Genomic DNA, 25,569 nt, shown 5'->3' on the forward strand with positions numbered 1-25,569 from the left:
TCATCCGGGACCCCCTGGCCTGCTGGAGGTGAGGCTCGAGCGCTCGCGCACGCACCGCTCGAAGCCGATGCGGGACTCCTCGGGCGTCTCGAGGAGGTAGCGCTGCCGCTGCTCCGGTGACAGGCAGCCCGTGGTCGCCTCGCGCAGCAGCGTCTGGAGCCGGCCCGTCCCCACGCTCCACAGGCAGAGGGTCCGCTCCGTGCTCAAGAGGATGCGCGAGCCCTCCGGATCGAACTCCGCGGCGCCCACCTCGCCCTGGTGGAACAGGCTCACCACGGGCTCGCCCGAGCCCTCCTCCGTGCACCACACCCGCGCCACCCCGTCCTCGGACACGGCGAGCACCCGCCGCCCGTCCGCGCTGAAGGAGAAGCGCGCCCTGACGCCGTAGGCGCGAAGCACGAGCGGCGAGCCGGCGCCATCCGCCCGCCACACCCGCGCCGTCCCGTCGTCCGACGCGGTGAGCACCCGCTGCCCGTCCGGACTGAAGGCCGCGCGCTCCACCCGTCCCTCGTGGCCCGTGAGCACCACGGGCTCCCCGGTGCCATCCGCCCGCCACACCCGCACCGTCCCCTCGCGCGAGCACGTCAACACCCGCTGTCCCTCCGGGCTGAAGGCCGCGCGCTCCACCTCTTCCTCGGGGCCGGCGATGAGCACGGGCTCGCCCTCGCCATCCGCCCGCCACACCCGCGTCGTCCCGTCCTCCGCGACGGTGACCACCTGCAGCCCGTCCGGGCTGAACTCGGAGGAGCGCACCCCGCCCACGTGGCCCGCGAGCACCACGGGTGGCCCCCCTCCATCCGCCCGCCATACCCGCGCCGTGCCGTCCTCCGACATGGAGAGCACCCGCTGCCCGTCCGGGCTGAACTCCGCGGACCACACCTCTTCCTCATGGCCCCGGAGCAACACGGGCTCCCCGGTGCCGTCCGAGCGCCACACCCGCACCGTCCCCTCCCTCGAGCGGATGAGCACCCGCTGCCCGTCCGGGCTGAGCTCCGCGGGCCACAGCACCGCCAGGTAGCCCAGGAGCACCACGGGCACGCCGCTGCCGTCCGCCTGCCACACCCGCACGGTGCCTTCCCGCGAGGCGGTGACCACCCGCTGCCCGTCCGGGCTGAAGGCCCTGGAGCCCACCTCTCCCTCGCGGCCCGCGAGCACCACGGGCCTGCCCGTGCCGTCCGCCCGCCACACCCGCACCACCCCGTCTCCCGAGGCGGTGAGCACCCGCTTGCCGTCCGCGCTGAACTCGGCGGACCACACGCCGCCCTCGTGCCCCGCGAGCACCACGGGCCTGCCCGAGCCATCCGCCCGCCACACCCGCGCCGTCCCATCCTCCGACGCGGTGAGCACCCGCTTGCCGTCCGCGCTGAACTCGGCGAACCACACGCCGCCCTCGTGGCCCGCGAGCACCACGGGCTCCTCGGAGCCGTCCCGCTTCCACACCCGCGCCGTCCCATCGCCCGACGCGGTGAGCACCCGCTTGCCGTCCGCGCTGAACGCCACGGACCACACGCCGCCCGCGTGGCCCGCGAGCATGACGGGCGCTCCCTTCCCGTCCGCCCGCCACACCCGCGCCGTCCCGTCCTCCGACGCGGTGACCACCCGCCGCCCGTCCGGGCTGAACGCCGCCGCCGCGACACCGCCCGCATGGCCCCGGAGCACCACGGGCTTGCCCGAGCCATCCGCCCGCCACACCCGCGCCGTCCCGTCCTCCGACGCGGTGAGCACCCGCTGCCCGTCCGGACTGAACTCGGCCGAGCGCACGCCCCGCTCGTGGCCCCGGAGCACCACGGGCCTGCTCCCCCCATCCGCGCTCCACACCCGCGCCGTCCCGTCCTCGGACGCGGTGAGCACCCGCTTGCCGTCCGCGCTGAACGTCGCCGTCCTCACGCCGCCCTCGTGGCCCCGGAGCATGACGGGCTCCTCGGTGCCATCCACCTGCGCCACCCGCACCGTCCCGTCCTCCGACACGATGAGCACCCGCTGCCCGTCCGGACTGAACTCCGTGGGCCACACCCGCTCCTCGTGGCCCGCGAGCACGAGCGGCTCCGCGGTGCCATCCGCCCGCCACATCCGCACCCGCCCCTCGCGCGACGTGGTGAGCACCCACTGCCCGTCCGCGCTGAACTCGGCGGACCACACGCCACCCTCATGGCCCGCGAGCACCACGGGCGTCCCGGTGCCATCCGCCCGCCACACCCGCGCCGTCCCGTCCTCCGAGCCGGAGAGCACCCACTGCCCGTCCGCGCTGAAGCCGGCGAGCTCCACCTTCCCCTCATGGCCCTGGAACACCACGGGCTCCCCGCCGCCCCGCTGCAGCACCTCGAGCGCCGTCTGGTGCCACTCCGGCGTCCGCTCCGGCGCCGACACCTCGCGCAGCACGAGCGCCGCCATCGCCGGCTCCACCTCCATCAGCCGCCGGGCCTGGAGCACGCGCGACACCTCCAGCGCGTGCCGCAACCGCTCCTCCTCCGCGCGCCGGGCGTGCTCCTCCGCCTCCCGGGCCCACTCCTCCGCCTCGCGCCCCCGCGACTCCTGCCCCCACCGCCCCAGCCGCTCCCACCGGCGGATCAACGCCTCGTGGGCGATCCTCAGCCACGTCTCCCCCGGCTGCCCACCGGTGCCGCCATCCGCGTCCCTCACCACCAGCCGGCGCCGCACCAGCTTCTCCACCACCGCGTCGAACGCGGCGGCGAGCTCCTCCTGCTCCGGACGCAATGACTTCAACGCCTCGCCCCGGAGATCCACCAGGCGCACGAGCAACTGACGCGCCTGGTGCCGCTCAGCCTCGGACAGCTCCGCGTAGAGCTGATCTCCCGTGCGGGCCAGCGCGCCCCCCACCCCGCCGAGCTCCTCGTAGGCGGCCTGTGTCAGCAGGCGCCCCACCCGCCGCTCCCATAACCGGTCCAGCACGTGCGAGAGCAACGGCAGCGAGCCCGGCTCCTGCTCCACGTCCCGCCTCAGCAGCTCCAGCAGGCCCGGCTCCAGCTCCAGCCCCACCGCCCGCGCGGGCCCCTCGATGCTCCGCGCGAGCAGCTCGCCCCGGAGCGGGCCGACGAAGAGCCGGTGCTCCCCCGAGTACACCACCTCGTCCAGGCGAGGGCCCTGGGCGTCCACCCGCACCTGCGCGCAGCGCTCGAGCGACTCCACCCGCAGCGTGCTCACCACCACCACGCCCGAGGCCTGGGAGTGCGCCAGCTTCCACAGCGCGCGCACGAAGGCCTCGCGCTCCTTCGGCGTGGAGGCCTCGTTGAGGAGCTCCTCGAGCGCGTCCACCACCAGCAGCAGCCACCGCCCCGGCCGGGCCTCGCGCAGGAGCCTCGCCTCCTGGAGGACCTCCGCGACCGTGGCGGGCCGCGTCGGGGGAGCGCCGTCGGGAAGATGGAGTCCGGCCAGCAACGCCCGCAGCCGTCCGAGGGAGCCGAACCGGCCCGGGCCCTCCGACGCGAGCGTCCGAAGCGTGCCCACCCCGCCCGAGCGCATCACCGCCACGTCCCATGGCTCTCGCGCGTCCTCGCGCAACCTGGGTATCAGCCCCGCGAGCACCAGCGAGGACTTGCCGCTGCCCGAGGCGCCCGCCACCACCTGGAAGCGCGAGCCCCAGCCCACCCTCGCCGCGCGCACGCGCAGCACCAGCTCCCGCTCCAGCTCGCCCCGGCCGAAGAAGAAGCGCCGGTGCTCGGGCTCGAAGGGCAGCAGGCCGCGGTAGGGGCGCGGGGACAGGGGGCGGATGCCACAGCCGGCCTCGGCCCGGGCGTAGAGCTGCAACGAGGCCCATTCCATGAGCCCCGACTCCCGCAGACGCGCGCGCGCCGCGCCCAACGCGGCCTCCAGGGAGCCGGGCGCTTCCAGCGGCGCCTCGGGCGAGCCCGGGACACCGAGCAGCGTGCCGTAGAGCGTCTCGGTCAGCGCGAGGTAGCCCTCGTTGGACAGCCGCAGCCGCGAGGCCACCACGGCGGGAATCCCCATGCGGTGGAGCCCCTGGGCCACGCCGCCCAACTGGCTGCCCAGCCGCTCGTGGCCGCCCTGGCAGACGCACAACACCACCATCCGCAGCGTTCCGGCATGAGGCCCCAGCACCTCGCCCAGCCGGTGGGCGTCGACGAAGCTCTTGGTGTGCCCCGGGCTGTCTCCACCCTCCAGGAGGAGCCCGTCCACATTCCCCCTCTGTCCGCCGTGGCAGAGCAGGTGCAGCACACTCACCGGCTCGCGAGCGGCCCGGGAGCGCTCCAGCTCCCGGGACAGGGAGGAGAGCGACACATGGGCGAGCACGTCCCGCGCCTCGTCGAAGGGGTAGCCCCCCCTGAGGCAGACCTCGCGCAGCACCCGGAGGTGGGCCGGGGCGGGCACGTCGCCTCCGGCCGAGGACCAGGCGAAGAGGATGCGGCCCTCCGAGAAGGACGTTTCCACCCGAGGCGGCTCGCCCGCTCCGGTCCACTCGTAGTGAAGGGTGCAGCCCTTCTGCTGGCTGAAGTGCTGCCCCGAGTCGCGCAGGGTCAGCAGCTCCCACGGCAGCGCGTACAGCTCGGCGGCGGCCGAGCGCACGGTGAGGAGGACGTCCCGCTCCTGGCTCAGCGCCTCGTTCAGCTCCGCCTCGTCGCGGCCCCAGTCCAGCTCCTCGAGGAAGCGGCGCAGCTCGTGGCCCAGACGCTGGATGAGGGCGAGGTCCAGGTCCTTGCGCTCGAGGCGGGACAGGTCATCGAGGAGCCCCTGGCTCCAGGGGAAGAGGGCGCCGCGGACGGACCCGTCCGCCCGCTTCCGCAGGTACTCCTGCTTCTGGAAGTGGAAGGCGAAGGGATCGGCCGTGCTGTCCTTGCGAGACAGCTCCAGCGTCAGCACGAGGGGCTGGTTCTGCACGGCGCCACCTTATCAGCCGGAAGCCCCGGGCAGGACCCGGCCCGTGCGAGAACGCGCACTCCCGAGCGGGGTGAAGCGCTCCTCGAGGGCCCCCGGGAGAGGCAAGTCCCTCAGGCCGTTGGGGGACCAAACGGGCGTCCCGCCTTCACTGGGAGCGAGACCTCTTCCGACCACGGGAGTTGGTGGACGGAGTGGGCTCCGCGGGATCCAGGGCCCAGGTACCGTTCTCCCAATTCTTCAATACGATCGAAGCTTCAAAGGGGACCAGTCCCTCGCCTTTCGCCGCTTCTTCCAATACCGCGCGGGCCTCCGCCGTCCGGTATCGGAGCAGGTACGCGGCTGCTGACACCCGAACGTCCATCCGCGAGTGCGTCAACAGCACGGCGAGCGCCTCGCGCCCGGCATCACCCTGAGCACGTAACGCGTCGAATGCGGCAATGTAACGCCTGGCGTGCTTGTTCCCGGTCTTCGCATCGCCCCTCCAGATCGAGTCAGTCTGGGCGGCCACGTTCTGGGCGAATTCTCTCACCAACGCCTCAAGCTCCTTCACCAACTCCCCCGATTGATGTTCTTGATGGCTAGCAAACCGAACTCACGCTGTGCCTCATAAGACTGGGTGCTGAGCCATTTTCGTATCGTCAAAATATTTGAATTTGTGATCTTCGGTTGAATTGACGAATAGAACGCGCTGACGCGAGTGTGGAGCGCCTTGTCCATCGCGACGACATTCTCCGTGTTGTGCAGGGCCTCGCCCCCGAACCGCTTCACGTTGCCCGGGGTCTGCTCGACGATGTGGTGCCACTCCTTGCCCTGTCCCGCCATGCCCATGGCCCGCTTGAAGCCGCTATAGGAGCCCCATGCCCTGTGTCCGTTGGCGAGGAGCTTGCCACTCCGAGCGGCCATGGCCACGACGTGAGGCGCCAGCACGACGCGGATCGTCCCCTCGGGCACGGAGACGATGACGCGCTCGGCGCCGGTTGCCGCCTCCACCATGCGCGAGGCCTGCCCGAAGCCCGGCAGCTTCGGAGCCCTGGACCTGAGCCGGCGTCGCCACCCAACGGCACGGACGCCAGCGCCAGCGGACGGCCGACATACAGCGGAGCACGGCGAGCAGCCACCCGCAGCGGTAGCTCGAGTACCAGCGACGAGAGGACGGCCGTGAACTCCGAATCCCCTACCCGCACCGGCGCGAGGTCCATGGGCAGGGAGACCAGGACCGCGTCTCCCGTGCCCGGGGACTCTCGCGGTGAAGGTGAACGGTCCGCCCTCAGACGTCCACCCGGGGAAGCCCCCGTGGCGCACGCGGTCAGCAGCATCAGCGCCGCCAGGGCCAGCGCGCCCACGCGCGAGCACCACCGCTCACCCACGGGGCGCGACTCGACAACAGGGATGGACACGCCGCACCTCTCCGGGCGAACCGCCGGGCGGGAGACCACGGCCCAGCGATTACACGGAGCAGCCTCCCCTCACGTCAACCCGCGCCTCAATCCCGGTGGCCCAGGGCCTTGTCCAGGTTGTACGCCGCGCTGATGAGCGACAGGTGCGTGAGCGCCTGCGGGAAGTTGCCCAACGCCTCACCCGAGGGCCCGACCTGCTCCGCGAACAGGCCCACGTGGTTCGCGTAGCCCAGCATCCGCTCGAACGTCAGCCGGGCCTCGTCCAGCAGATCCGGCCGCGTCACCCTCGCCCGCGTCATCGCCTCCACCAGCCAGAAGGTGCACAGGTTGAACGTTCCCTCGCGCCCCGAAACCCCGTCCGGCGTCGCCTCCACGTCGTAGCGGAACACCAGCCCGTCCGACGTGAGTCCTCCCTGTGCCGGTGGTTTGCGGAGCACATCCAGCGTCGACAGCATCCGCGGATCCACCGGTGACAGGAAGAACACCAGCGGCATCAGCAGGTTCGCCGCGTCCAGCGCCATCGACTCGTACGACTGGATGAACGCGCCCCGCTTCGAGCACCAGCCCTCGCGCATGATCTCCTCGAAGACGGTGTCGCGCGTGTGGAGCCACCGCGCACGGTCCGCCGGGAAGCTGCGCTTGTCCGCGAGCCGGACGGCCCGGTCGAACGCCACCCAGCACATCATCTTCGAGTACACGAAGTGCTGCTTGCCCGCGCGCACCTCCCAGATGCTCTCGTCGCGCTCGCGCCAGTGATCGCACAGCCAGTTCATCAGCCGCCGCAGGTAGCTCCAGAAGTCATACGAGATGGGCGCCCCATACTTGTTGTACAGGTACACCGAGTCCATCAGCTCGCCGTAGATGTCGAGTTGCAGCTGGTGCGCCGCCCCGTTCCCCACGCGCACCGGCCTCGAGCCACCGTACCCCGCCAGGTGCCACAGCTCCTGCTCCTTCGGCACCTCGCCCCCGTCCAGCGCGTACATGAGGGGCAGGGACTCGCCTTCGGGCAGCTCCTCGATGCGCTTCTCCAGCCAGCGCATGAACGCCCCCGCCTCCTCGTGGAAGCCGATGCGCATCAGCGCGTACACCGTGAAGGCCGCGTCGCGAATCCACACGTAGCGGTAGTCCCAGTTGCGGGTGCCTCCCGGGAACTCCGGCAGGCTGCACGTGGGCGCCGCCACGATGGCTCCCGAGGGCTCGAACGTCATCAGCTTCAGCACCAGCGCCGAGCGCTGCACCGTCTCGCGCCACCGCCCCGTGTAGCTGCACTTCGCCAGCCAGTGCCGCCAGTAGTCCACCGTGGAGCGGAACAGCACCTCCGAGGCCTCGTGCCCCATCACCCGCTCGTGGCACGACTCCGGCGCGCCCTCGCGCAGCGAGAACACCACCGACTGGCCCTCGTGCAGCGAGAAGCGCGCGGTGACCCGCTGCCCATCCGTCTCCAGCTTCATGGACGTGGCCAGCGACAGGCTCAGCGTCTCCGACAGGAAGCTCGCCCCGCCGCGGATGAGCCGCACCGCGTGCGCGTCCCGCGCGTAGTTGAAGGCGGGCAGGCACTCCATCTGGAAGGACATCTGCCCGCGTACCACGCGGATGCGGCGCACCACCTCGCGCAGGGCGTCCTTCCTGCCCACGGGCATGAAGTCCACCAGCTCGCCCACGCCATCCCGCGAGTAGAAGCGCGTCACCAGGACGTTGGTGTCCGGCCAGTAGAACTGCTTGCGCACCACCCCGTCCTGCTCCAGCTCGGGGCTGATGCGGAAGTGGCCGCCCTTCTCCCGGTCCAGCAGCGCCCCGAAGACGCTCGGGCTGTCGAAATACGGGAAGCACAGCCAGTCCATCGTGCCGTCCGTCGCCACCAGGGCCACGGTCCGCATGTCCCCGATGACGCCGTGGTCCTCGATGGTTGGAGGCCGCGATGTCCATTCCCCGTTCATACGCTCCCTCCCGCCTCGGGAGCCCCGGACGCACTGGCCCGGCTCCCGCGAGTCATTCAGGGTATGTATGGACTTGGGGAACGACCCCCGCCCGCCAGCCCGGCTACTCCACGGCCGGACTGCGCAGCGCGCGCACCAGCGCCCGCGCCGGCGAGCCCCACTCCGCCTTCACCTTCAGCGGCAGGCACACCAGCTCGTGCACCCCCACCTTCACGTCGCTCAAATCCAACCCCTCGATGAGCCACACGCCCGTCTCGCGCAGCTTCTGGTGCACGCCCATCGCCTCCGCGTGGAAGCCCACGCGCGACACGTAGTCCACCCCCACGCACGCCACCTGCCGCTCCACCAGCAGCCGCGCCGCCGCCTCCGACAGCATCACGAAGTCCTCCGCGTGCGGCCGCTTCCACCACTCGCGCAGCGAGTTGCGCGTGCGTAGCAGCAACCGCTCCCCGGGCTTCGGTTCATATTCCGCCAGCGAGTCCGCCCGGATGCAGTCCACGTCGTCCAGGTGCAGCACCCGCGCCTTGCCCACCGTCGCGCTCAGCGGCAACCGCTCCGTGTCCTCCAGGTCCAGCTCCAGGCTCGGCGGCGCCGTCACGTACGTCCCCATCCACGCCGTCCGCTTGAGCCAGCCGGCCTGCTCCGCCGCCGTCTCCGGGAGCCCACCCCCCGACTGCGTCCCCTCCGCTTGTGCCAATGGCTCCTCACCGAACGGCACCGAGATGTCCAGCCAGGCTCCCTCCATGGTGTTCCTCCTTTTCGGGACGCGGATTGTCCTCTGGATTGGTCAATACCCTCACCCTAACCCTCTCCCAGGGGGAGAGGGGATAGACACAGTGTCATCTGTTTCTCACTCCGGGGTGAAGATGAGGACATCCTTGATGTCGCTGCGTTTCTCCCCCGTGACCACCTCGGCGTAGTCCTCCGGCCGGTGCCTCGCGGTGAGCAGCCGCTCCACCTTCCCGGGCCACTTCGCCCGGAAGCGCCCGAGGTCCTCCAGCGCGGACTCGAAATCCACCGCCGCCGCGTTCACCGTGCCGATCAGCACCTGGTTGTTCATCACCACCTGCTTCATCAGCCCACCCTCGTCCAGCCGCTCCTCCTCGCTTTCTGAAACACCGGTGAAGATGAACACGCCATTGGGTGCCAGGGCCGAGAGCAGCTCGAAGGCGGCGCTCGCCACACCCGCGGCCTCGTACACCACGTCCGCCCTGCCCCGCTGCTTCACCAGCGCGTCCACCGGGTTCTCCTTCGAGGACACGTACGGCGCGCCCAGCGACTCGGACAGCTCCGCCTTGGCGTTGGGCTTGGGCGAGCGAGAGTACACCGTCGTCTGGAAGCCCGCGCGCATGAGCGCCATGGCCCCCAGGAGGCCCACCGGCCCGGCGCCCAGCACCACCGCCCTGCCCGGCAATTGCCGCTGCCACGGCATCCGCGTCTGGACATGCGCCACCTCGCGCAGGGCCTTCTCGGCGATGGTGAGTGGCTCCGTCAGCACCGCCACCCCGCGCAGCTCGCGCGGCACCTTGTGCAGGTATTGCGAGTCCTCCACGAAGGACTCCGCCGCGAAGCCATGCGCCCCCTGAATCCCGCGCTCGGTGTACTCGCCCGTCACGCAGAAGTCCGTGGCCCCCGTGCGGCACGGCAGGCAGTCCGGGCTCGGGCACGGCCTGCGCACCCGCGGCACCACCAGGTCTCCCGGCGCGAGGTCCTTCACCTGCTCGCCCACCTCCACCACCTCGCCCAGGCACTCGTGCCCGACGATGAGGTGGTCCTCCCCCTCGGGCGGCTTGCCGTGCTTGAACTGCACCACCTCCTTGTCCGTGCCGCACACGCCCACCTCCAACGTGCGCACCCGCACGTCCGTGGGCGAGCGCAACCGCGGCTCCGGCACGTCGATGACCTTCACTTCGCGGCCCTTCGGGAAAACCGCCACCGCCTTCATGGAGCTGCCTCCTCTGTGCGCTCCCGTCGATAAGCCCTGGATTCACCGCGCGTGCACCCCCGGAGGTGGCCGGAGCCCGGTGGTGGACACTCGCGGCGCCCGGATGCGCACCGGTCAACGAAGCCCCCGTGAGTTCGCGCGTGCCCCCAACCGTCCGTCCGGGCTATGACGGGCCCGTGAGCGACACCGCGCCCTCCGTCACCCCCTCGCGCTCCCTGTTCATCGGCGCCATTGGCGTCCTGGTGCTCTCCGTCCCGTTCTTCATCTTCGGGCTGGTCTTCCTCAACGTGAAGGCTCGCGTCGAGTTCGCGTGCAAGACCGGCGGACCGTGCACCCTCACCCGCATCGGCTGGCTCACCCGGGACGAGCCCCTCACCTTCACGCTGGAGGAGATGAAGGAGGCCCGCGTCGAGCGCGATCGCAGCTCCCGGGGCGAGCAGCAGAACATCTACCGCCCGGAGCTCGTCACCACGCGCGGCGAGTTCCCCCTGTCCTACCACTGGATGGGTGACGAGCGTCAGGCCAGCAAAGTCGCCAACGCCGTCAACCGCTTCCTGCAGAACCCCCTGTCGCCCGGCTTCGCCATGTGGCACGACGACCGGCCGCGCGCCAGCCGTCTGGGCGCCCTGTTCACCGGGGCCGCCGTGCTGGTGCTGCTCTTCGGGCTGTGGCTCACCTGGCGCGCCGTGAGGCGGCTCCGCCAGGAGCGCGCACGCGGGACGGCTCCGGCGGGGCCGTAGCGCCCGGGGAGTTGCGCGGGGAGGGCTGCACGTCCACCCACCGCTCGGCCCACTTTCCAATCTCGTCCACGACCTTCCAGAGCGCCTGGCCCTTGTTGGTCAACCGGTACTCGACGCGGACGGGGGGGCCCGGCTCGACGCGCCGCTCGACGACGCCTTCGCCCTCGAGCTCCTTGAGCCGCTCCGACAGGATGCGCTCGCTGATGGCGCTCAGCTCGCCGCTGAGCCCGGAGAAGCGACGAGGCCCCTCCAGCAGGAGGCGCAGGATGTGACCCGTCCAGCGCTTGCCCAGCAGGTCGACCGCCTTCCCGTATTTCTCACATCTTGGACTGGAACGGCCATTCTCCATCGCGCCTCCCGCTCCCACTATAACCGCGAACCACCTACTTACTTTTCTAAAGTAACTTGCAAAGAGGAAGACTGTTCATTACGCAGGGCGAGCACGGTCGCTCCCCATGACCGCGCTTCACGAGAGGAAATCCATGGCGGTTCAAAATCCTGTTCTCGACAGGGCGGCGCTGGATGCGCTGTTCCGGGAGGCGCGTACCCACAACGTCTGGCTCGACAAGCCGGTGGAGGACGCGGTCCTTCGTCAGCTCTACGAGCTCGCGAAGATGGCACCGACGGCGATGAACTCGCAGCCCGTGCGCCTGGTCTTCGTGAAGAGCCGCGAGGCCAAGGAGCGGCTCAAGCCCTGCCTGTCGCCCGGCAACGTGGACAAGACGATGGGCGCGCCGGCGACGGTCATCGTCGCCTGGGACACCGAGTTCCACGAGAAGATGCCCAAGCTCTTCCCGGCGCGGGACGTGAAGACGCAGCTCGCGGGGCAGCCGGCCGAGGTCCGCCACAAGATGGCCCTCATGAACGCCACGCTGCAGGGCGGCTACCTCATCCTCGCGGCGCGGGCGCTGGGGCTCGACTGCGGGCCGATGGCGGGCTTCGACAACGCCAAGGTCGACGCCGCCTTCTTCCCGGACGGCAAGTGGAAGTCCAACTTCCTGCTCAACCTCGGCTACGGCGACCCGTCCAAGCTGTTCCCCCGCAATCCGCGCCTGGACTTCGACGAGGCCTGCCGGATCGACTGAAGCGGCCCGGGGTGACTTCTCCAGGAGGGAGGGGCTACCCCATGTCGGAGGTAGGGCCTGGACTGCTCGCATGGACAGCACATCGAGCAGTGCCCCCTGGACTCTCCTTGAAGAGGCCCGCCCGGCTGCCCATGCTCCGGGCATGGGCGGTCGGAAACGCAGGGCAACCTACGAGGCTCTCGAGGCAGTGCCTCCACACGTGCTGGTGCCGGACATCGCGGGCTGGCGGCGCGAGCGGATGCCCAGGACCCCACGCACGGCGGCCCTCACGCTCGCGCCCGACTGGGTATGCGAGGTGCTCTCTCCCTCCACGCGGACGCTGGACAGGACGGCGAAGCTGCCGGTGTATGCCCGCGAGGGCGTGCGCTTCGTGTGGCTGGTGGACCCGGACGCACGCATGCTGGAAGTGTTCCGGCTGGAGGGCTCCCACTATCTGTTGCTGGCCACCCATGCCGAGCAGGCCCGGCTTCGCGCCGAGCCCTTCGGGGCGCTCGAGTGGGAGCTGGCCCTCCTCTGGGCGGAGTGAACCGGAGGCTACTGCTCCGGCGGGGGCTGCCCGGAGCCTCCGAGGCCCTGCTGCTGTTCCTGCAGCATCGCCGCCCACTGCGCGCGCAGCGCGGCCTTCTGGATCTCATCGAGCGCCTGCCATTCCTTCTGGAACTTCGGCCAGTGGTCCTGAATGTCCGCGAGCTGCTGGCGCTGCTCCGCTGGCAGCGAGGGATAGACCTGGGTGAGCTCCGCGGCCGCGTCCTTCTCGCAGTCCTTCGGCTTGGGCTGCCCTCCCACCTCGCTCATGAAGAAGCAGACGAACTCGGCGTTGGCCTGGACGAGCGCCTTGGGAGGCGTATCCCCCTGCGCCTGGGCCATCACCGTCAGCGATGGGAACAGGAGCAACGTACCGAGGAGCCGGACGGACAAGGACGGGGACTTCATCGTGCTTCCTCCCTACACGGCGCGGAATGCTCCGTGAGACACATGCATCTGCACGGACGCGAGCGTCGGTGAGGGTTGCAGGGCACTCGTGCCTTCGAGCGCTCCGGGCCGCCGCTCGTGCGGATGACACGCGCGAGCGCGCACCCCGGGCGAATTGTCCCGGGACGGGGGGTCGAGCTAGAAATAGCCGCTCAACCCGTCGTTCCCCTGAAAGGGGATTTCCATGTCCAAGCTCGTCGCGATCATCGCCGCGGTCGTCTCGGCGGCCGGCGTTCTCGTTCCAGTCGCAGCCTATGCCTATGGGATGGAGTACGGGCCCTGCACGGTCTCCGTGCGGTGCACCGGGGGCTACACCATCGGGTGTGGTGGACAGACGGTGTGCTACTGGAAGGTCGATTCGGTCCGGAGCCCGGGCTTCGTGGAGTGTGACGATCAGGGCCCCGTCTCCTGCGGCGGCATCATCGAGTAACGGCCGCGCATCACTCGGGTTCTCCCGGGGCGAGGGAGAAGCGCCTCGGGCCTCCATGGAAGTGCTCGTCCAGGAGGGCCTCGGTGCGCTCCCTCAGCGCGCGTGTCTCGGGGGAGGGCCCGTCCTCGGACAGGTCCGCGAAGCGCGCGCGCTCCATCACCGGGGAGGGGCGCGCGTCCGTGTCGGGAGGCAGGCCCTCGTTCAACGCGGACAGCAGGGCATGGGCCCGGTCCACCACCGCGAGCGCGTCCTCCAGGGACACCCTGCCCGCGGCGGCCTCCTTGAACAGGCGGCACCCGTAGGCACGGCACCCCTCGGGGCGCTCCGCGTAGAGCGTGCACCGGCGGTGGCTCAGGGCCGTGCAGCACTGCCGGAGCGCGGGCGCGCCACCCACGAGCGCCTCCACGTCGAGCCCATGACGCCGGGCGGAGTCGGCCTCGTCGGGCCGGAGCGCGACGTGGGAGAAGAGGTTGCCGTCGCAGCACAGGCCGCAGCGCAGGCAGAGGGCGGAGAGGGACACGGCCTCCGAGGCTACTCCAGGTGGGGCCACACCCGGAGTGGCCGCCGCTGACACCGGGCGAGCGGACCCCCGGACAGGGCTCTACTTGACGATGGCGGCCGTGGCGTTCACCCGTTAAGCAGAACACCTCTCCCAGCCCTGAATCCACAGCATGCGAACCACCCACCGCCCCCTGACCACCGTCGCCCTGGCCTTGAGCCTCTTCATGGCGGCCCTGGAGATGACCGTCGTCTCCACCGCCATGCCCACGGTGGTCAGCGAGCTGGGCGGACTGGAGAGCTACGCCTGGATCTTCACCGCGTACATGCTGTCCTCCACCATCACCGTGCCCATCTACGGGAAGCTGGCGGACCTCTATGGACGCAAGCCCGTGCTCCTCTTCGGCATCGGCCTGTTCCTCGTCGGCTCCGTCCTCAGTGGACTGTCCACCTCGATGAACATGCTGATCGCCTTCCGCACGTTGCAAGGGCTGGGGGCGGGGGCGATGCAGCCCGTCGCGCTCACCATCGTGGGGGACATCTACACGCTGGAGCAGCGCGCGAAGGTGCAGGGCGTCTTCAGCGCGGTCTGGGGCATCGCGGGGCTGGTGGGTCCGCTCACCGGTGGCCTCATCGTGAAGTACCTCTCCTGGCACTGGATCTTCTTCATCAACGTCCCCGTGGGGTTGGGTGCCATGGGCCTGCTGGTGGCCGTCTTCCACGAGCAGGTGCAGCACAAGCCGCAGAAGCTGGACTTCGCCGGCGCGGCGCTGCTCTCGGCGGGAGTGGTGGCGCTGCTCTTCGGTGTGCAGGGAGTCGGCCGCAACCTGCTCGGGCTGCCGTTGGGGGCCGTGCTGCTCGCCGCCTTCGTCCTCGTGGAGCGCAAGGTGGCCGATCCCGTCATCCCCATGTCCCTCTTCAAGATTCCCGAGATCGCCATCTCCTCGGCGGCGGGCGCGCTCTTCTCCGCGGCGATGTTCGGGGCCACCACCTACGTGCCGCTGTACGTGCAGGGCGTGCTGGGCGGCTCGCCCACGCTGGCGGGCGGGATGATTACGCCGATGATCGTCGGGTGGCCCGTGGCGAGCCTGTTCGCGGGACGGATGTTGCTCAAGACGGGCTACCGCCCGCTCATCGTCGGCGGGTTCGGGTTGACGGTGATCGGAACGGGGCTGATGGCGTTGCTGCTCAAGCCGGAATCGTCGCTGCTGATTCCGGAGCTGGCGATGGCGCTGTTCGGCATCGGCCTGGGCTTCTCCTCCACGGCGCTGCTCATCGCGGTGCAGACGAGCGTGGGCTGGGAACTGCGGGGGGTGGCCACCGCCAGCAACATGTTCTTCCGCACCATCGGCGGGGCGCTCGGGGTGGGGTTGATGGGCGGAGTGCTGGTGTCGCAGTTGTTGCAGGATCCGCGCGTCCCCATCGCCGCCGCCAACGAGCTGCTCGGCCCCGAGCACGGCCGCGGCCTGCCACCGGACCTCCTGCGGACGCTGAGCGGCGCGCTCGGCCATGGCCTGACGATCAACTTCTGGATCATCTGCGCCGCCTCCGTCGCCGCCTTCACCGCCGGGCTGTTCTTCCCCAAGATCAAACGCGGCGAGGGGGTGACGATCTCCACCACCGACGTGGCGGCGCCTCACTGAAGCGCGCTCCGAGAGGGCCTCGGTATCGGCCAACGGGTCCAACCGCCGGCCCCCCCCCCGGGCTCGATGATCCGCGACTTGTCCGACTGTCGGACAGGCCGGTGAACAACGTGGCCGGAGGTCAGCGGTGAAGAGGTCGTCGCTTGCTCACAGGATCGAGCTCTGGCGCCGTGGATATCCCTGACATCACGCACGGGACATCTCGTGGAGAAGAAGAAGCGCACACTCCCCCATGGGAAGAGCCTCATCGCGAAGGACACCGGTGGCTCGGTCCTCCTGCTCCTGGTGGCGCTGGTGCTGCTGGGAGGATGCGCCACGAGCCCTCCGCGCGGGAGTCTGCTGAGCGGTTCTGGCACGCACTCGCGGCCCTTCCCTCTCGCTTTGGCGGAAGTGGCGGGAAGCGCGGGCGGATTCCTCTCCCGAGAGACGGACGCGGGCCAGGGGGCACAGGAGGCGAGTGGCCAGGAAGAAGACGCGCGTCCCGGCCTGTCCTCCGCTCAGGAGGTGCTCGCCTCATTCCTGGCGTGCACCTCACCCGCGGAATTCATCGAGCTTCAGCGCGGAGTGGACCTGGGCCGGTTGCTCGAGAGGCTGGATGATTGGTCCGCCGTCCGGCTCGGTGCCCTGGGGCCGCTGCGCTCGGACTCGGGGGCCCACGTCCTCAACCGCAAGCGCGCCTCCTTCCTCGTCACCTCCACCCGGGAGTACGGCACCGCACGCGCCGAGCTCTTCGCCCTCTTCCTCCTCCACTCGGCCTTCACCAACGACTTGCATGAAGTGCTCTCGCTGCTGGCCCGGGACAAACAGCTTGGGGAGACAGTGGGGCCCATGGGCGCTGTCCGCGAGGCCCTGCGCCAACGGGGCCTGAACCTCTCGGACTACGTGGACCGTCCCGAGCGCCTCGGTGACATGGCCCGGGGCCTGGCCAGCGCCGCCAACGAAGCCCTGTCCACCAGCGAGCTACGCCGCGGGGCCCTGTCCATGAAGTACTCCGCCCAGCGCGGGCAACTGCCTGCGCCCTACCAGGCCGCCCTCGACGAGGTGGAGCGGGCGGAGATGGCACAGGCCTTCTCACCGGGAAGCGTGGCGCTGGGGAGCTTCGACGCGCTCACCTTGGGCGTACCGCTGGGCTTCTACAACCTGGTGGCTGGCACGTGCCATGGCGTGTACTCGCTGTCCCAGGGCCACTACGAGCAGGCCACTCGTGAGCTGTCGGCCGCCACGGTGCTGGTGTCCTTGTACGCCGGGGGCAAGGGCGTGCGTCGCCTCTCCGAGGCCAGGGGCACCCGGTGGGTCCGAGTGGGGCGGCTCCAGGTGCCGGAGTTGGGATTCGAGGGACTGGCGCAGGTGGCGGAGCGCCTGTGGGCGCGGCTGGGTGGGGACGGCCTCCGCGAGCTGGCCAGGTACCTCCAGGCGAACCGGGAAGCGGCCCTCCTCGTCTACGAGCGAGGAGAGGCTGGCGCCATGGCCCTCCACGAGGCTCGAGGTGATGTGGCGAGGGCCCAGGTGTGGTTGTCGGAAGCGAAGCGGCCCGAGCGCTCAGGCTCCACCCCGACAAGGGCCAGTGCGGGAAAGAGTCTCGGCGGCCTGGCGTCCCTCGTGGACGAGGCGGCGGGCTTCTCCAGGGAGGTGGTGGAAGCGAAGCTCGCGCATGCGGAGCTCGACTCCGCGGGCCCCCGCCTGTCCGCGAACGTGGCCGTCCTGGAGAAGCAGCGCCCCTCCCTCTCCGCTCCACCTCCAGAGGCCCACGCACACCCGCTCTGGAGCGAGTACGTCACATACTGGGCGAATCGCCTCGCGGAGCTGAAGCAGGGCAGGCCCGTCAAGCCGCCCCTCGCTTGGGCGGGTTACACGCAGATGCGCGGGTTGTTCGCCCGGGGGCTCGCTTTCGAGCGCACCATGGTGGCCCTGCTGCGTGCCGACGCCGCCCTTCCTCGAGCGCAACGCCGCTTCCTCGAGGACTTCAACCAACCCCGCATCGAGACCTGCGTGGGCGTGTCCAAGCCGGGCACTCCAGGCATCCGCTTCGCCGATGTGCTCGTCATCGAAGAACAGCCGCGTCCCAGCCAACAACCTCGTGTGGAGACATTCAGCTTCAAGAGCCGCAATCTGTCTCTGCTGGGTGAAGAAGCGTTGGCGGCACAAATGAAGGCGGACGCGAGTGAAGCCCTGCGGTATTATGGTCAAACGTTGGACATTCGCAGGCATGCTCTCGAGCTTCGCGATACTCCAGTGAAAGTTCATAGGGTCCGCCTCATCTACGAGAGCGGCGAACTCATCCCCAAGGACCCAGCGAAATTGAGGGCAGCCATGCAAGAAACCGAAATGGAGGTCAAGGGAGTGGAGGTCCTGTTCCGATGAAGTGGCTGAAGATCCTGGATGTGGACGACTACCTCCTTCTCACCTTCGACGGAGCTTTCGACCAGCAGGTCGCACTCGAACATGAGCTGGATCCTTTATTCCAAGCACTCGAGGAGTACGCAGGCGAATGGATGCCGGATGTCGTTGAAGGCAAGCACCGACGCAAATACTCTCGCGCCGCCCTCTGGAAGGCGCTGGAGGAGAAGCGCGGCGAAAAAAGCACATCCGTCGTGCTCGGTCGAACGAAGTGGCCCGCGTTGTACATGAGGCTCCATCTCTATCTTCCGCCGCTTCCTCCCGAGCTGAGAATTTCAATCAATGTGCAGCCCCTGTCTTTCTTCACGGAGGTGGAGCGCTGCCGCGAGTTCGTGGACATGGTCCGAACCTGGGCCTCCCACCATCCAGTCACCCACGCCCAAGCCAACAGTCTGGCCGAGGTTCAGTTGTCGGGTGCGCCATGGTTCGGCCGCGACATGCGGACCTCGATTCGAGACGGCTTCGACAAAATCTACGAGCTGTCCTGGCTCAACGTCTTCGGTCCGAAGCTGGTGGAATCCGTCGGCCGCGAGCGCATGCTGTCCACTCCGGCCCACCGGGTGGAGGCTCTTCCCAACGGCTCCATCCTCCTGGTGACGTGGCCCACCGCCTCCGACTTCGCCCGCGACGAAGCCCGTGTCGCCCAGGCCCGCGCTCACGTCCACCTCCGCCCCGACCTCGACTTCGACACCCTGCTTCGCTCCCTGCGCGAGCGCAGCGCCGCCCTCGCCCCCGTGGCGCCCCTCTTCCACCCAGACGTGGCTCCGCTCCTCTCTCGTGTCGTGGACCGCGTCTCCCTCGCCGAGCGTCAGCGCAAAATCTCCGAGCTCAACCTCTGGCAGCCTCCCGAGCCCGAGGAGTGGCTCCCCTCCTACTCCGCCCTTCCTCCGGACGTGGAGAATCCAGAGCGCGTCCGCGACTACTACGGCTACCTCTCCGAGCGCCTCGTGGCGCTCCTTCACTCCCAGGTTCCCTCCGTCTTCAAGCAAACCCCCGAGTCCCTCACCGACATCGACGCCCACTTCTGGTCGCAGAACTTCCCGGAAGTCTTCGAGCGCCAGAACATCGACGAGCACGCCGTCCCCGCCGTGGGCGCCTACCTGGGCGAGGTGCTCGTGCGCAACCTCGGCGGCCAATGGCTCCCTCGCAACAAGCTCGCCGAGGCCCAGGTCCTCGTCGGCCAGCGCGTCTGGCTTCCCATGGTCCGCGCCCACCGCTACCTGCGCTCCCGTCAGTCCCTTCTCGACTTCTCCCTCACTCAGCTCTACCGCGTGGCCGAGCGCCACCGCGGCTGACCCACTCGCCCCACATCTCTCCCCTCTGCGTCGTCGCCTCGCACAGGAACCTGACGGGTGTGCTTCAAGGGGCATTTGCCGTGGCGAAGAAAAACCGCACACTCCCCCATGGGAAGAGCCTCATCGCGAAGGACACCGGTGGCTCGGTCCTCCTGCTCCTGGTGGCGCTGGTGCTGCTGGGAGGATGCGCCACGAGCCCTCCGCGCGGGAGTCCGCTGAGCGGTTTTGGCGCGCACTCGCGGCCCTTCCCTCTCGCTTTGGCGGAAGTGGCGGGAAGCGCGGGCGGATTCCTCTCCCGAGAGACGGACGCGGGCCAGGGGGCACAAGAGGCGAGTGGACAGGAAGAAGACGCGCGTCCCGGCCAGTCCTCCGCTCAGGAAATGCTCGCCTCATTCCTGGCGTGCACCTGTTGCCGCGCAGCGTAGATGGGGGAAAACGGCCCGGAATCGGACCGACTGGATGATGGGAAGGGGGCCTGGTCGTGGGGGCGCCTCAACACCACGCGGCCTGGGAGGCCCTCTCGCCGGGGCCAGCCTCGCTCCTGCCGTGGGCAGTCCCAGGTGCTTCAGAATCGCTCTCACCCCTCCTGCTCCCTTCGCCTACGCCAGCACCCGCCGCCTTCCTCCACTCCTCTCGCAGGCGAATACGTCCACCGCGAAGGTCCTCCTCCGCATCTCTGCCTGGTCCACACTCGGCCTCCTCTCCCTCTTCGCCTCCTTCCTGGCCGCTGCCTGGGGCTCCACCCTCCCCTCCTCCCCTCCTTCTTGGGGGGCCAGAAATGGCCGCGGTCTGGCGCCTGGAGCGAAGACTCCGTGGAACCTCGTGAGCTTTGCCCGAGGCGGCGGCACCAGGGACGCCTCACGCCGTTACAGTTCCAGCCCGGTGAAGCGCAGGTGCGTCGTTCCGTCCGGCAGCGGCCGCTTCATGCGCCAGGCGCTGCGGCCATCCTCCATTCGCGACAGGCGCTCCAGCGCCAGCGCGCCACGCGCCCCGTAGCGGCCTGGCCGCTCCAGCCCCTGCCTGTCTTTGGCGTGAAGGTGCGTGTTGGCGTGCAGGGAGAAGCCCTCCACCAAGGCGCATCGGGGCTGCTTTCGGGGAGGAGGCCGCACTTCCACCTCCGTCCAGCTCAGCCTCTGCTGCAGGGAGTGCGCCTGGTATGTCTGCAGCGCATCCTCGGGCCCTTGCGCGGGCAGGGCCCCTCTTTTCTCCAGCAGGCGCAGCACCCGGTGACTCACCCCCCTCAGCAACCGCTCCACCTCTCCTTTCCTGGGCGGCGGCAACGGCTCGATGCGCACGCCGCCCTCCTCCGGCACGAAGACGCCGTCCGGCACCAGCGAGTCGCAGTGCGGCCTCACTTGCAAGGCCGACCCAAAGAACTGGATGAACGAGCGCGGCCCCTACCTGCCCACGACGGATGCCCTGCCTCCGCGCTCGCCGACGTTGTAGGGCTTGCCCCCGCGCGCAGGAAGACGGTGAGGACATCCGAGAGCAGTCCCTCGTCCTCGAGCAGCACCCACCGCACCCGGTGCGGAAAGGACAGCGTCCACTGTCGATAAGGCACGTGCGGCAGCACCCGCTCCACCAGATGCTCCGCCGTTACATGCGCCCGCTTCGCATTGCAGGACGGGCACACCCCTCGTCCTTTGCACGAGAAGGCGACGAGAAGTTCGTCCTTACAACTCTCGCAGCGCACCCGCGCGAAGCCGTGCGCCAGCACTCCGCACTCCAGGTACCGGGCGAAGTCCCGCTCTACGTACCGGGGCAGGCCGCGCCCCACCTCGCTCGCCTCCTCCAGCAGCGTGGCCAGGTTGTCCCTCAGCGCTCGGAGCGCTCGAGCTCGCGCAGCTCCGTGCCGATGAAGAGCCGGGTCACCTCCTGCCCGTCAGGGCGGGGCGTGGCCCGCACCTTGACGCCCGACGCCACGGTGATGCGCTGCTTCTCCGTCTTCGGCGGATCGGCCGCGAGGGCAGGGGAGAGCTGACAGAGCAGCACGAGCAGGGTGAACGTGGTGCGGAGCTGGGACAAGAGAGACTCCTCGGGTATGGACATGGAATGAGGGCGCGGGGTGTAGCACCGTGTCCTCGCTCCGTCACGTCGCGCCCGTCAACGGATGGTGACGTCGAAGCGCTTGGGAAGCTCGTTCTCATCGAGCACCTGCGCCCTCAGGAACTCGATGGCGATCCGTGCTCCCGGTTGCCAGTAGGGCTCGTCCTGCTCGTTCGCCCACAGGCAGCCCTGCATCTTCTCGAGCTGGAGGAGCCGGAACTCGAGCTGATCGTAGCCTTTGTCCGAGGTGAGGTTGTCGTCGATCTCCACGGTGAGCTGGGGCTGATAGGGCCCGAGGTAGACGGTTGTCAGCGTACGGTTGGAGTAGATGGCGAAGAGCGATTCGCCCACCACCATGGGACTCAGGTTGAACTGAAACTGTACGGAGGAGCGTCCTTTGTCACTCAGGACATACCGATGGAGTTGGTCGAAATGGGTGCGCGCCGCCTCGAGTTGCTTCTGGGTGAGTTTCTGGCATTGCATCATGTAGGAAGCCTCGAATCCGTACTTGAGCGCGAAGACTCCTGCCGCCGCGAAGATGAATCCAGCGGCCACGAGTGGGTATCTGGGGCGCTTTGGCATCAGGAGGGCGATGATCTGGGGGTGAAGACGTGCATGCCGGCACTGAGCCCCTCGGGTGTCTGTCCGGTGCTGGGGAGCTCGATACCACCCGCCTTGCGCCAGAGCGAGTATCCGCTCGTGCCTTCCTTGACGGCACCCGAGAAGAGTCCATCGGCGAGGCCGGGATGGGGAAGGGCCTGGTGCTCGGGTGGAAGCTCGATGACCTGCCCCTCCTGCGTCTTGCGAGCTTCCTTCAACGCCTCGGAGATGGCGAGGGAGGTGCTTTTCTCTCGCAGCACGCTTCCATAGAAGCTCCGCCGGAGGAATGCATGAACCTGGACCTTGTAATGGTCGGCCATCTTCTGGGCCAGGCTGTTCTCCATGCCCGCTTCTGAATCACTGGAGAGGCTGTTCGCGCGAACGGAAACGCCAGTCCGACAGGCGTAGGAGTAGATGCGCCCATCCGGCACGAAGGCATCCTTCCGGGTAGCGGAGAGTTCGGAGGCCGAGAAGTCGATGGCCGGAGTATCGAAGGGACCCCTGAAGTTGAGTTTGATGGCGCCGGGCACCCCATGGGAGAAGAACGCGACATCTTGAAGGAGGAGCTTCACCTTCTTGCCGCCTTCCAGGCTCTCGGGTCGTGTGTTGATGTGATTCACGATGTCCCCGGAGCTGGCGAGCTTGACGATATGGAAGCCAGCCTTCTCCCTGAGGTAGTCGAGCGCCAGCTTCTCGTGTCTCGTATATTCGATGTCCACGTAGGCGAGGGTGTTCTTGTCGGCGCTCCGAAGCCCTCCGCGGGTCAGGACGTAGGCCGCGGCGATGAACATCATCTTGAGCCAGAAGCTGTCGTAGTCCGACTCCGAGCCAACGAAGAGGACATTCTCCCGGCGGATGAGGACGTCCTGTGGGCAACCCGTGGCGGTGCCATCGGTTGGAGTCGAATCCGAGGGCTGGGAGTTGGGATGGGTGGGTCTTCCCGGAGTGGTCATGATCGCGCTCCCTCGGCGTGGTGGGCCAGCAGTTGCTCGAGCCAGGCGAAGGTCCTGGTCTTCAGGAGGCTGGCGCGGTCCTCCGGCTCGCTCGTGGCTGTGTCCCCCAGGGCCTGGGCAATCCAGGGCTGGAGTGGATCCTCGAGGCAGCCATGGCCGAACACCCACATGAGCATGAAGGTCAAGGCCATTCCTCGGACAGAGGAGAGCTGCTGGCTCCGCGCGGCCTCCAGGCCTCGACGGATGAGTGCTTCGACCCCCTCGATGCCGACATGGACGAACCTGGGTGAATCCGCCTTCTTGAGCTCCCGCAGCATGTCGGGAAGGAAGTTCTCATCCGTGAGGGTCGCGAGGGACATCTCGGTGAGGAACCGGATGGCCCTGCGCACGCAGGACGCGTAGTCATCCTGCGGGCCAACGGCCCTGGCCTGATGCTCCAGCGTCTTCTCGAAGAGCCACTCCGCGCGTTGCTGCTGGGAGACCGGGCCCGGCTCGAGCAGGATGCGAGCCGCCCAGGGGTACTGGGGATCCGTGTCGAAATGGGCGCCGAACAGCAGCATCAATTCGAGGTACAGACGGACGGGCCCCTGGTGGGTCAGTCCGTAACGGCCGGCACGGGTGACGCCGAGGTGGATGCTCTTCCTCAGTTGCGCTTCCCCGGCCGCCTTGACGAGCGGAGGTGAGAACCCGGCCAGGTGGTCGAGCATCTTGTCCTCGAAGCTCCGCCTCGCCACCTCGCCAAATGCTTCCAGCTGAGATTTCCGGATGGTCAACACGTCGGACTTCCCATTCCAGCCTGATACGTATGGGAAGGACGTGCTCGCCTGCGCTCATCTGCTCGCGAACGCCTCCCCCTCCGCCGCGAGCCAGAAAGAAAGCGTAGGTGCTCATCTCCGGGTTGTCCAGCCGTACGTCAGGTGCTTCCGGGTCGCACCGATCGGGTAGGTCCGATGACCAGGTGCTCGACCTGGCCCGGTGTACGCGGCGCCTCAGAACGGGTTCTGCGATACCGCGAGGCCGGGGCTCGCCTCCCAGGACGTGACGTAGTTGTCCGGGGTTCGCCGCCACCACTGGCCCCACATCACGCCGGACGAGTTCCGGTACGACCACGCGGTGTTCGCGTTGTGGTTCAGCCAGCTCTTGATCGAGGCGTCGTTGGTCGCGCCGGCCCACTTGCTGGCCCATCGAACGAAGATGCCCTTGAACCCGACGTATAGCGGTGATGAAGCGGCTGGCCGGCCACATGCGTGGAGGCCCACCGAGCCCTACCTTGCGGCGGTGCGGAGGTGACCGCCAAAGTGGGGGAAGTGGGCGATGGAATACATCGGCATCGATGTGCACAAGCGGGACAGCCAAGTGTGCATTCTGGGCGAGAGTGGAGAGGTGGTGCTGGAGCAGCGGGTGCGCACGCAACGGGAGCGGTTGGGGGAGCTGCTGAGCAAGCGCTCGAAGGCCCGGATGCTGCTGGAGGCTTCCACCGAGAGCGAGTGGGTGGCGCGGTGCCTGGAGGAGATGGGCCACGAGGTGGTGGTGGCTGACCCCAACTTCGCGCCCATGTACGCCACGCGCAGCCGCCGGGTAAAGACAGACAAGCGGGACGCCCGCACCCTGGCGGAGGCGTGCAAGCTGGGGGCGTACCGGCCCGCGCACCGCACCTCGGACGAGCAGCGACACATGAGGGCGCAGCTGGCCGTACGCGAGGCGCTGGTGCGCACGCGCACCCGCTCCATTTCTCAGGTGCGCGCCCTGGTGAGGCGTGAGGGCCCGCGGGTAGCGGATGGGGAGGCGGAGTCCTTCGTCAAGCGGGTGGAGGCCCTGGCGCTGCCGGGCAGGTTGAAGGCGGAGATGGCCCCGCTGCTGAGCCTCCTGCTGCACCTCAACGAGCAGATTGCCTTCCTGGACGGGATGCTCGAGCGTCTGGCCCGCCGGGACGAGCAGCTCGCGCGACTGTGCACGGTGCCGCACGTGGGCCCGGTGACGGCATGCGCCTTCGCCTCCGCGGTGGATGACCCCAAGCGATTCAGCGGGCCGCACCAGCTGGAGGCGTACCTGGGGCTGGTGCCCAGCGAGAGAAGCTCGGGGGAGAAACAGCACCGAGGCCGGATAACGAAGACGGGAAACAGCCGGGTGCGCTGCTTGCTGATACAGGCGGCCCTCTCGCTGCTGCGGGGGAGCAAGCCCGAAACGGCACACCTGCGGGAGTGGGCCGAAAAGATTGCCGCCCGGCGCGGCAAGAAGATTGCGGTGGTAGCACTGGCACGCAGGCCAGCCCAGCCCAGGCCACCGTCCCTGGCGAGGCGCGGCACCGGAGGAGTACAGCAGTGGTGCTGGGAGCAGCAGCCCCTGCTTTGGCTCAGCACCACGCGCTTTGGGGAGGCCCCTGCGCCGGGGCCAGCTTCGCAGGCTGTGTGGGCAGTCCCAGGTGCTCCAGAATGGAGCGCACCCCGCTGGGCGCTGTCACGTACGCCAACACCCGGCGCCTGCCTCCACACCCGGCACAGGCGAAGACGTCCAAAACGAACGTCCGGCGCAGCAGCCCGGCCCCATGTGCGTCCAGCGAAGGCTGGCGCGTTCAGCGGGAGTCAGTCCCGCCGGGGTAACCGCCAGGAGCCCCGTAGCTTGGATAGCAGGGAGGAGAGAAATCGATGACCTGAAGCCTATCGACAAAGCCGTCCTCGGGACGGTGAGCGAGTCGCCGGGCCGCAACGCAAGTGAACCCGGATGTAAGGCTCCGCGCAGGAATAACTTTTCAGTTTGCGGGTACCCGACGTCGTCCC

The 25,569-nt window shown here is 69.0% G+C and carries 24 protein-coding genes and 1 pseudogene; 9 read left to right on the forward strand and 16 right to left on the reverse strand.

Annotated features, from left to right (window positions below; translation table 11 throughout):
* The 6 genes and pseudogenes from JQX13_RS13580 to JQX13_RS13605 all read right to left on the reverse strand — a co-directional run bounded on the left by JQX13_RS13580 (position 1) and on the right by JQX13_RS13605 (position 10,133).
* Complete coding sequence (locus JQX13_RS13580) at positions 1-4,854, reverse strand: CHAT domain-containing protein (protein ID WP_203409418.1); 4,854 nt, start codon at positions 4,852-4,854, stop codon at positions 1-3.
* 145 nt (positions 4,855-4,999) lie between these two features.
* Positions 5,000-5,404: a DUF2019 domain-containing protein gene (locus JQX13_RS13585; protein ID WP_203409419.1), complete on the reverse strand. Its 405-nt coding sequence runs from the start codon at positions 5,402-5,404 to the stop codon at positions 5,000-5,002.
* Positions 5,401-5,895 (reverse strand): annotated as a pseudogene (locus JQX13_RS13590) (AHH domain-containing protein); the annotation flags it as partial. The gene JQX13_RS13585 and the pseudogene JQX13_RS13590, both read right to left, overlap by 4 nt.
* 442 nt (positions 5,896-6,337) lie before the next feature.
* Positions 6,338-8,188, reverse strand: coding sequence for a glycoside hydrolase family 15 protein (locus tag JQX13_RS13595; RefSeq protein ID WP_203409421.1), 1,851 nt, complete (start codon positions 8,186-8,188; stop codon positions 6,338-6,340).
* Positions 8,189-8,291: 103 nt separating this feature from the next.
* Positions 8,292-8,933, reverse strand: coding sequence for a cyclase family protein (locus JQX13_RS13600; RefSeq protein ID WP_203409422.1), 642 nt, complete (start codon positions 8,931-8,933; stop codon positions 8,292-8,294).
* A gap of 105 nt (positions 8,934-9,038) precedes the next feature.
* On the reverse strand, positions 9,039-10,133 hold the full coding sequence (locus JQX13_RS13605) for a glucose 1-dehydrogenase (protein ID WP_203409424.1): 1,095 nt from the start codon (positions 10,131-10,133) through the stop codon (positions 9,039-9,041).
* 140 nt (positions 10,134-10,273) lie between these two features.
* On the opposite strand from JQX13_RS13605, the gene JQX13_RS13610 reads away from it, so the two are divergent.
* Positions 10,274-10,873 (forward strand): hypothetical protein, encoded by a 600-nt coding sequence (locus JQX13_RS13610; RefSeq protein ID WP_203409425.1) that lies wholly within the window; start codon positions 10,274-10,276, stop codon positions 10,871-10,873.
* Here the strand turns inward: JQX13_RS13610 and JQX13_RS13615 are convergent.
* Positions 10,806-11,222, reverse strand: coding sequence for a winged helix-turn-helix transcriptional regulator (locus JQX13_RS13615; protein WP_203409427.1), 417 nt, complete (start codon positions 11,220-11,222; stop codon positions 10,806-10,808). The genes JQX13_RS13610 and JQX13_RS13615 overlap by 68 nt on opposite strands.
* Before the next feature lie 133 nt (positions 11,223-11,355).
* On the opposite strand from JQX13_RS13615, the gene JQX13_RS13620 reads away from it, so the two are divergent.
* Both JQX13_RS13620 and JQX13_RS13625 read left to right on the forward strand, forming a co-directional pair.
* A complete protein-coding gene (locus JQX13_RS13620; RefSeq protein ID WP_203409429.1) occupies positions 11,356-11,958 on the forward strand; it encodes a malonic semialdehyde reductase in 603 nt (200 codons plus the stop codon).
* 187 nt (positions 11,959-12,145) lie between these two features.
* The gene (locus tag JQX13_RS13625; protein WP_343211085.1) at positions 12,146-12,484 is read left to right on the forward strand and encodes a Uma2 family endonuclease; all 339 of its coding nucleotides are present in this window, start codon (positions 12,146-12,148) and stop codon (positions 12,482-12,484) included.
* Positions 12,485-12,492: 8 nt separating this feature from the next.
* Here JQX13_RS13625 and JQX13_RS13630 read toward each other — a convergent pair whose 3' ends face one another.
* Positions 12,493-12,891, reverse strand: coding sequence for a hypothetical protein (locus tag JQX13_RS13630; RefSeq protein ID WP_203409432.1), 399 nt, complete (start codon positions 12,889-12,891; stop codon positions 12,493-12,495).
* Between the two features lie 223 nt (positions 12,892-13,114).
* On the opposite strand from JQX13_RS13630, the gene JQX13_RS13635 reads away from it, so the two are divergent.
* Positions 13,115-13,360, forward strand: a complete 246-nt coding sequence (locus JQX13_RS13635) for a hypothetical protein (RefSeq protein WP_203409433.1) — start codon at positions 13,115-13,117, stop codon at positions 13,358-13,360.
* A 10-nt stretch (positions 13,361-13,370) separates the two neighbouring features.
* Here JQX13_RS13635 and JQX13_RS13640 read toward each other — a convergent pair whose 3' ends face one another.
* Positions 13,371-13,880, reverse strand: coding sequence for a YkgJ family cysteine cluster protein (locus JQX13_RS13640; RefSeq protein WP_203409434.1), 510 nt, complete (start codon positions 13,878-13,880; stop codon positions 13,371-13,373).
* A gap of 151 nt (positions 13,881-14,031) precedes the next feature.
* Here JQX13_RS13640 and JQX13_RS13645 point away from each other — a divergent pair, with 151 nt between their 5' ends.
* The 4 genes from JQX13_RS13645 to JQX13_RS13660 all read left to right on the forward strand — a co-directional run bounded on the left by JQX13_RS13645 (position 14,032) and on the right by JQX13_RS13660 (position 19,618).
* A complete protein-coding gene (locus JQX13_RS13645; protein ID WP_203409435.1) occupies positions 14,032-15,501 on the forward strand; it encodes an MDR family MFS transporter in 1,470 nt (489 codons plus the stop codon).
* A 204-nt stretch (positions 15,502-15,705) separates the two neighbouring features.
* Positions 15,706-17,862 (forward strand): hypothetical protein, encoded by a 2,157-nt coding sequence (locus JQX13_RS13650; protein WP_239014731.1) that lies wholly within the window; start codon positions 15,706-15,708, stop codon positions 17,860-17,862.
* Positions 17,859-19,193 (forward strand): hypothetical protein, encoded by a 1,335-nt coding sequence (locus JQX13_RS13655; protein ID WP_203409436.1) that lies wholly within the window; start codon positions 17,859-17,861, stop codon positions 19,191-19,193. The genes JQX13_RS13650 and JQX13_RS13655 overlap by 4 nt, the downstream gene beginning before the upstream one ends.
* Before the next feature lie 80 nt (positions 19,194-19,273).
* Entirely contained in the window at positions 19,274-19,618 is a 345-nt protein-coding gene (locus tag JQX13_RS13660; RefSeq protein ID WP_203409438.1) for a hypothetical protein, read from the forward strand.
* A 441-nt stretch (positions 19,619-20,059) separates the two neighbouring features.
* Here the strand turns inward: JQX13_RS13660 and JQX13_RS13665 are convergent, their stop codons facing one another.
* The 7 genes from JQX13_RS13665 to JQX13_RS13695 all read right to left on the reverse strand — a co-directional run bounded on the left by JQX13_RS13665 (position 20,060) and on the right by JQX13_RS13695 (position 24,051).
* Positions 20,060-20,548, reverse strand: a complete 489-nt coding sequence (locus JQX13_RS13665; protein WP_239015291.1) for a transposase — start codon at positions 20,546-20,548, stop codon at positions 20,060-20,062.
* On the reverse strand, positions 20,545-20,970 hold the full coding sequence (locus tag JQX13_RS56270; protein WP_203409442.1) for a transposase zinc-binding domain-containing protein: 426 nt from the start codon (positions 20,968-20,970) through the stop codon (positions 20,545-20,547). Before JQX13_RS56270 ends, JQX13_RS13665 begins: the two co-directional genes overlap by 4 nt.
* Positions 20,971-21,008: 38 nt before the next feature.
* Positions 21,009-21,218: a hypothetical protein gene (locus JQX13_RS13675; protein WP_203409443.1), complete on the reverse strand. Its 210-nt coding sequence runs from the start codon at positions 21,216-21,218 to the stop codon at positions 21,009-21,011.
* Positions 21,219-21,296: 78 nt separating this feature from the next.
* Complete coding sequence (locus JQX13_RS13680) at positions 21,297-21,794, reverse strand: hypothetical protein (protein ID WP_203409445.1); 498 nt, start codon at positions 21,792-21,794, stop codon at positions 21,297-21,299.
* 26 nt (positions 21,795-21,820) lie between these two features.
* Positions 21,821-22,792 (reverse strand): hypothetical protein, encoded by a 972-nt coding sequence (locus JQX13_RS13685; protein WP_203409446.1) that lies wholly within the window; start codon positions 22,790-22,792, stop codon positions 21,821-21,823.
* Positions 22,789-23,568 carry a hypothetical protein gene (locus tag JQX13_RS13690; protein ID WP_203409447.1) on the reverse strand — a complete coding sequence of 260 codons (780 nt, stop codon included), beginning with the start codon at positions 23,566-23,568 and terminating at the stop codon, positions 22,789-22,791. Before JQX13_RS13690 ends, JQX13_RS13685 begins: the two co-directional genes overlap by 4 nt.
* Positions 23,569-23,781: 213 nt before the next feature.
* Positions 23,782-24,051, reverse strand: coding sequence for a hypothetical protein (locus JQX13_RS13695; protein WP_239014732.1), 270 nt, complete (start codon positions 24,049-24,051; stop codon positions 23,782-23,784).
* 55 nt (positions 24,052-24,106) lie between these two features.
* On the opposite strand from JQX13_RS13695, the gene JQX13_RS13700 reads away from it, so the two are divergent.
* Positions 24,107-25,441, forward strand: coding sequence for an IS110 family transposase (locus JQX13_RS13700; RefSeq protein WP_203409448.1), 1,335 nt, complete (start codon positions 24,107-24,109; stop codon positions 25,439-25,441).
* Positions 25,442-25,569: the final 128 nt, after the last annotated feature.

The organism is Archangium violaceum (assembly GCF_016859125.1).
GTDB lineage: Bacteria > Myxococcota > Myxococcia > Myxococcales > Myxococcaceae > Archangium > Archangium violaceum_A.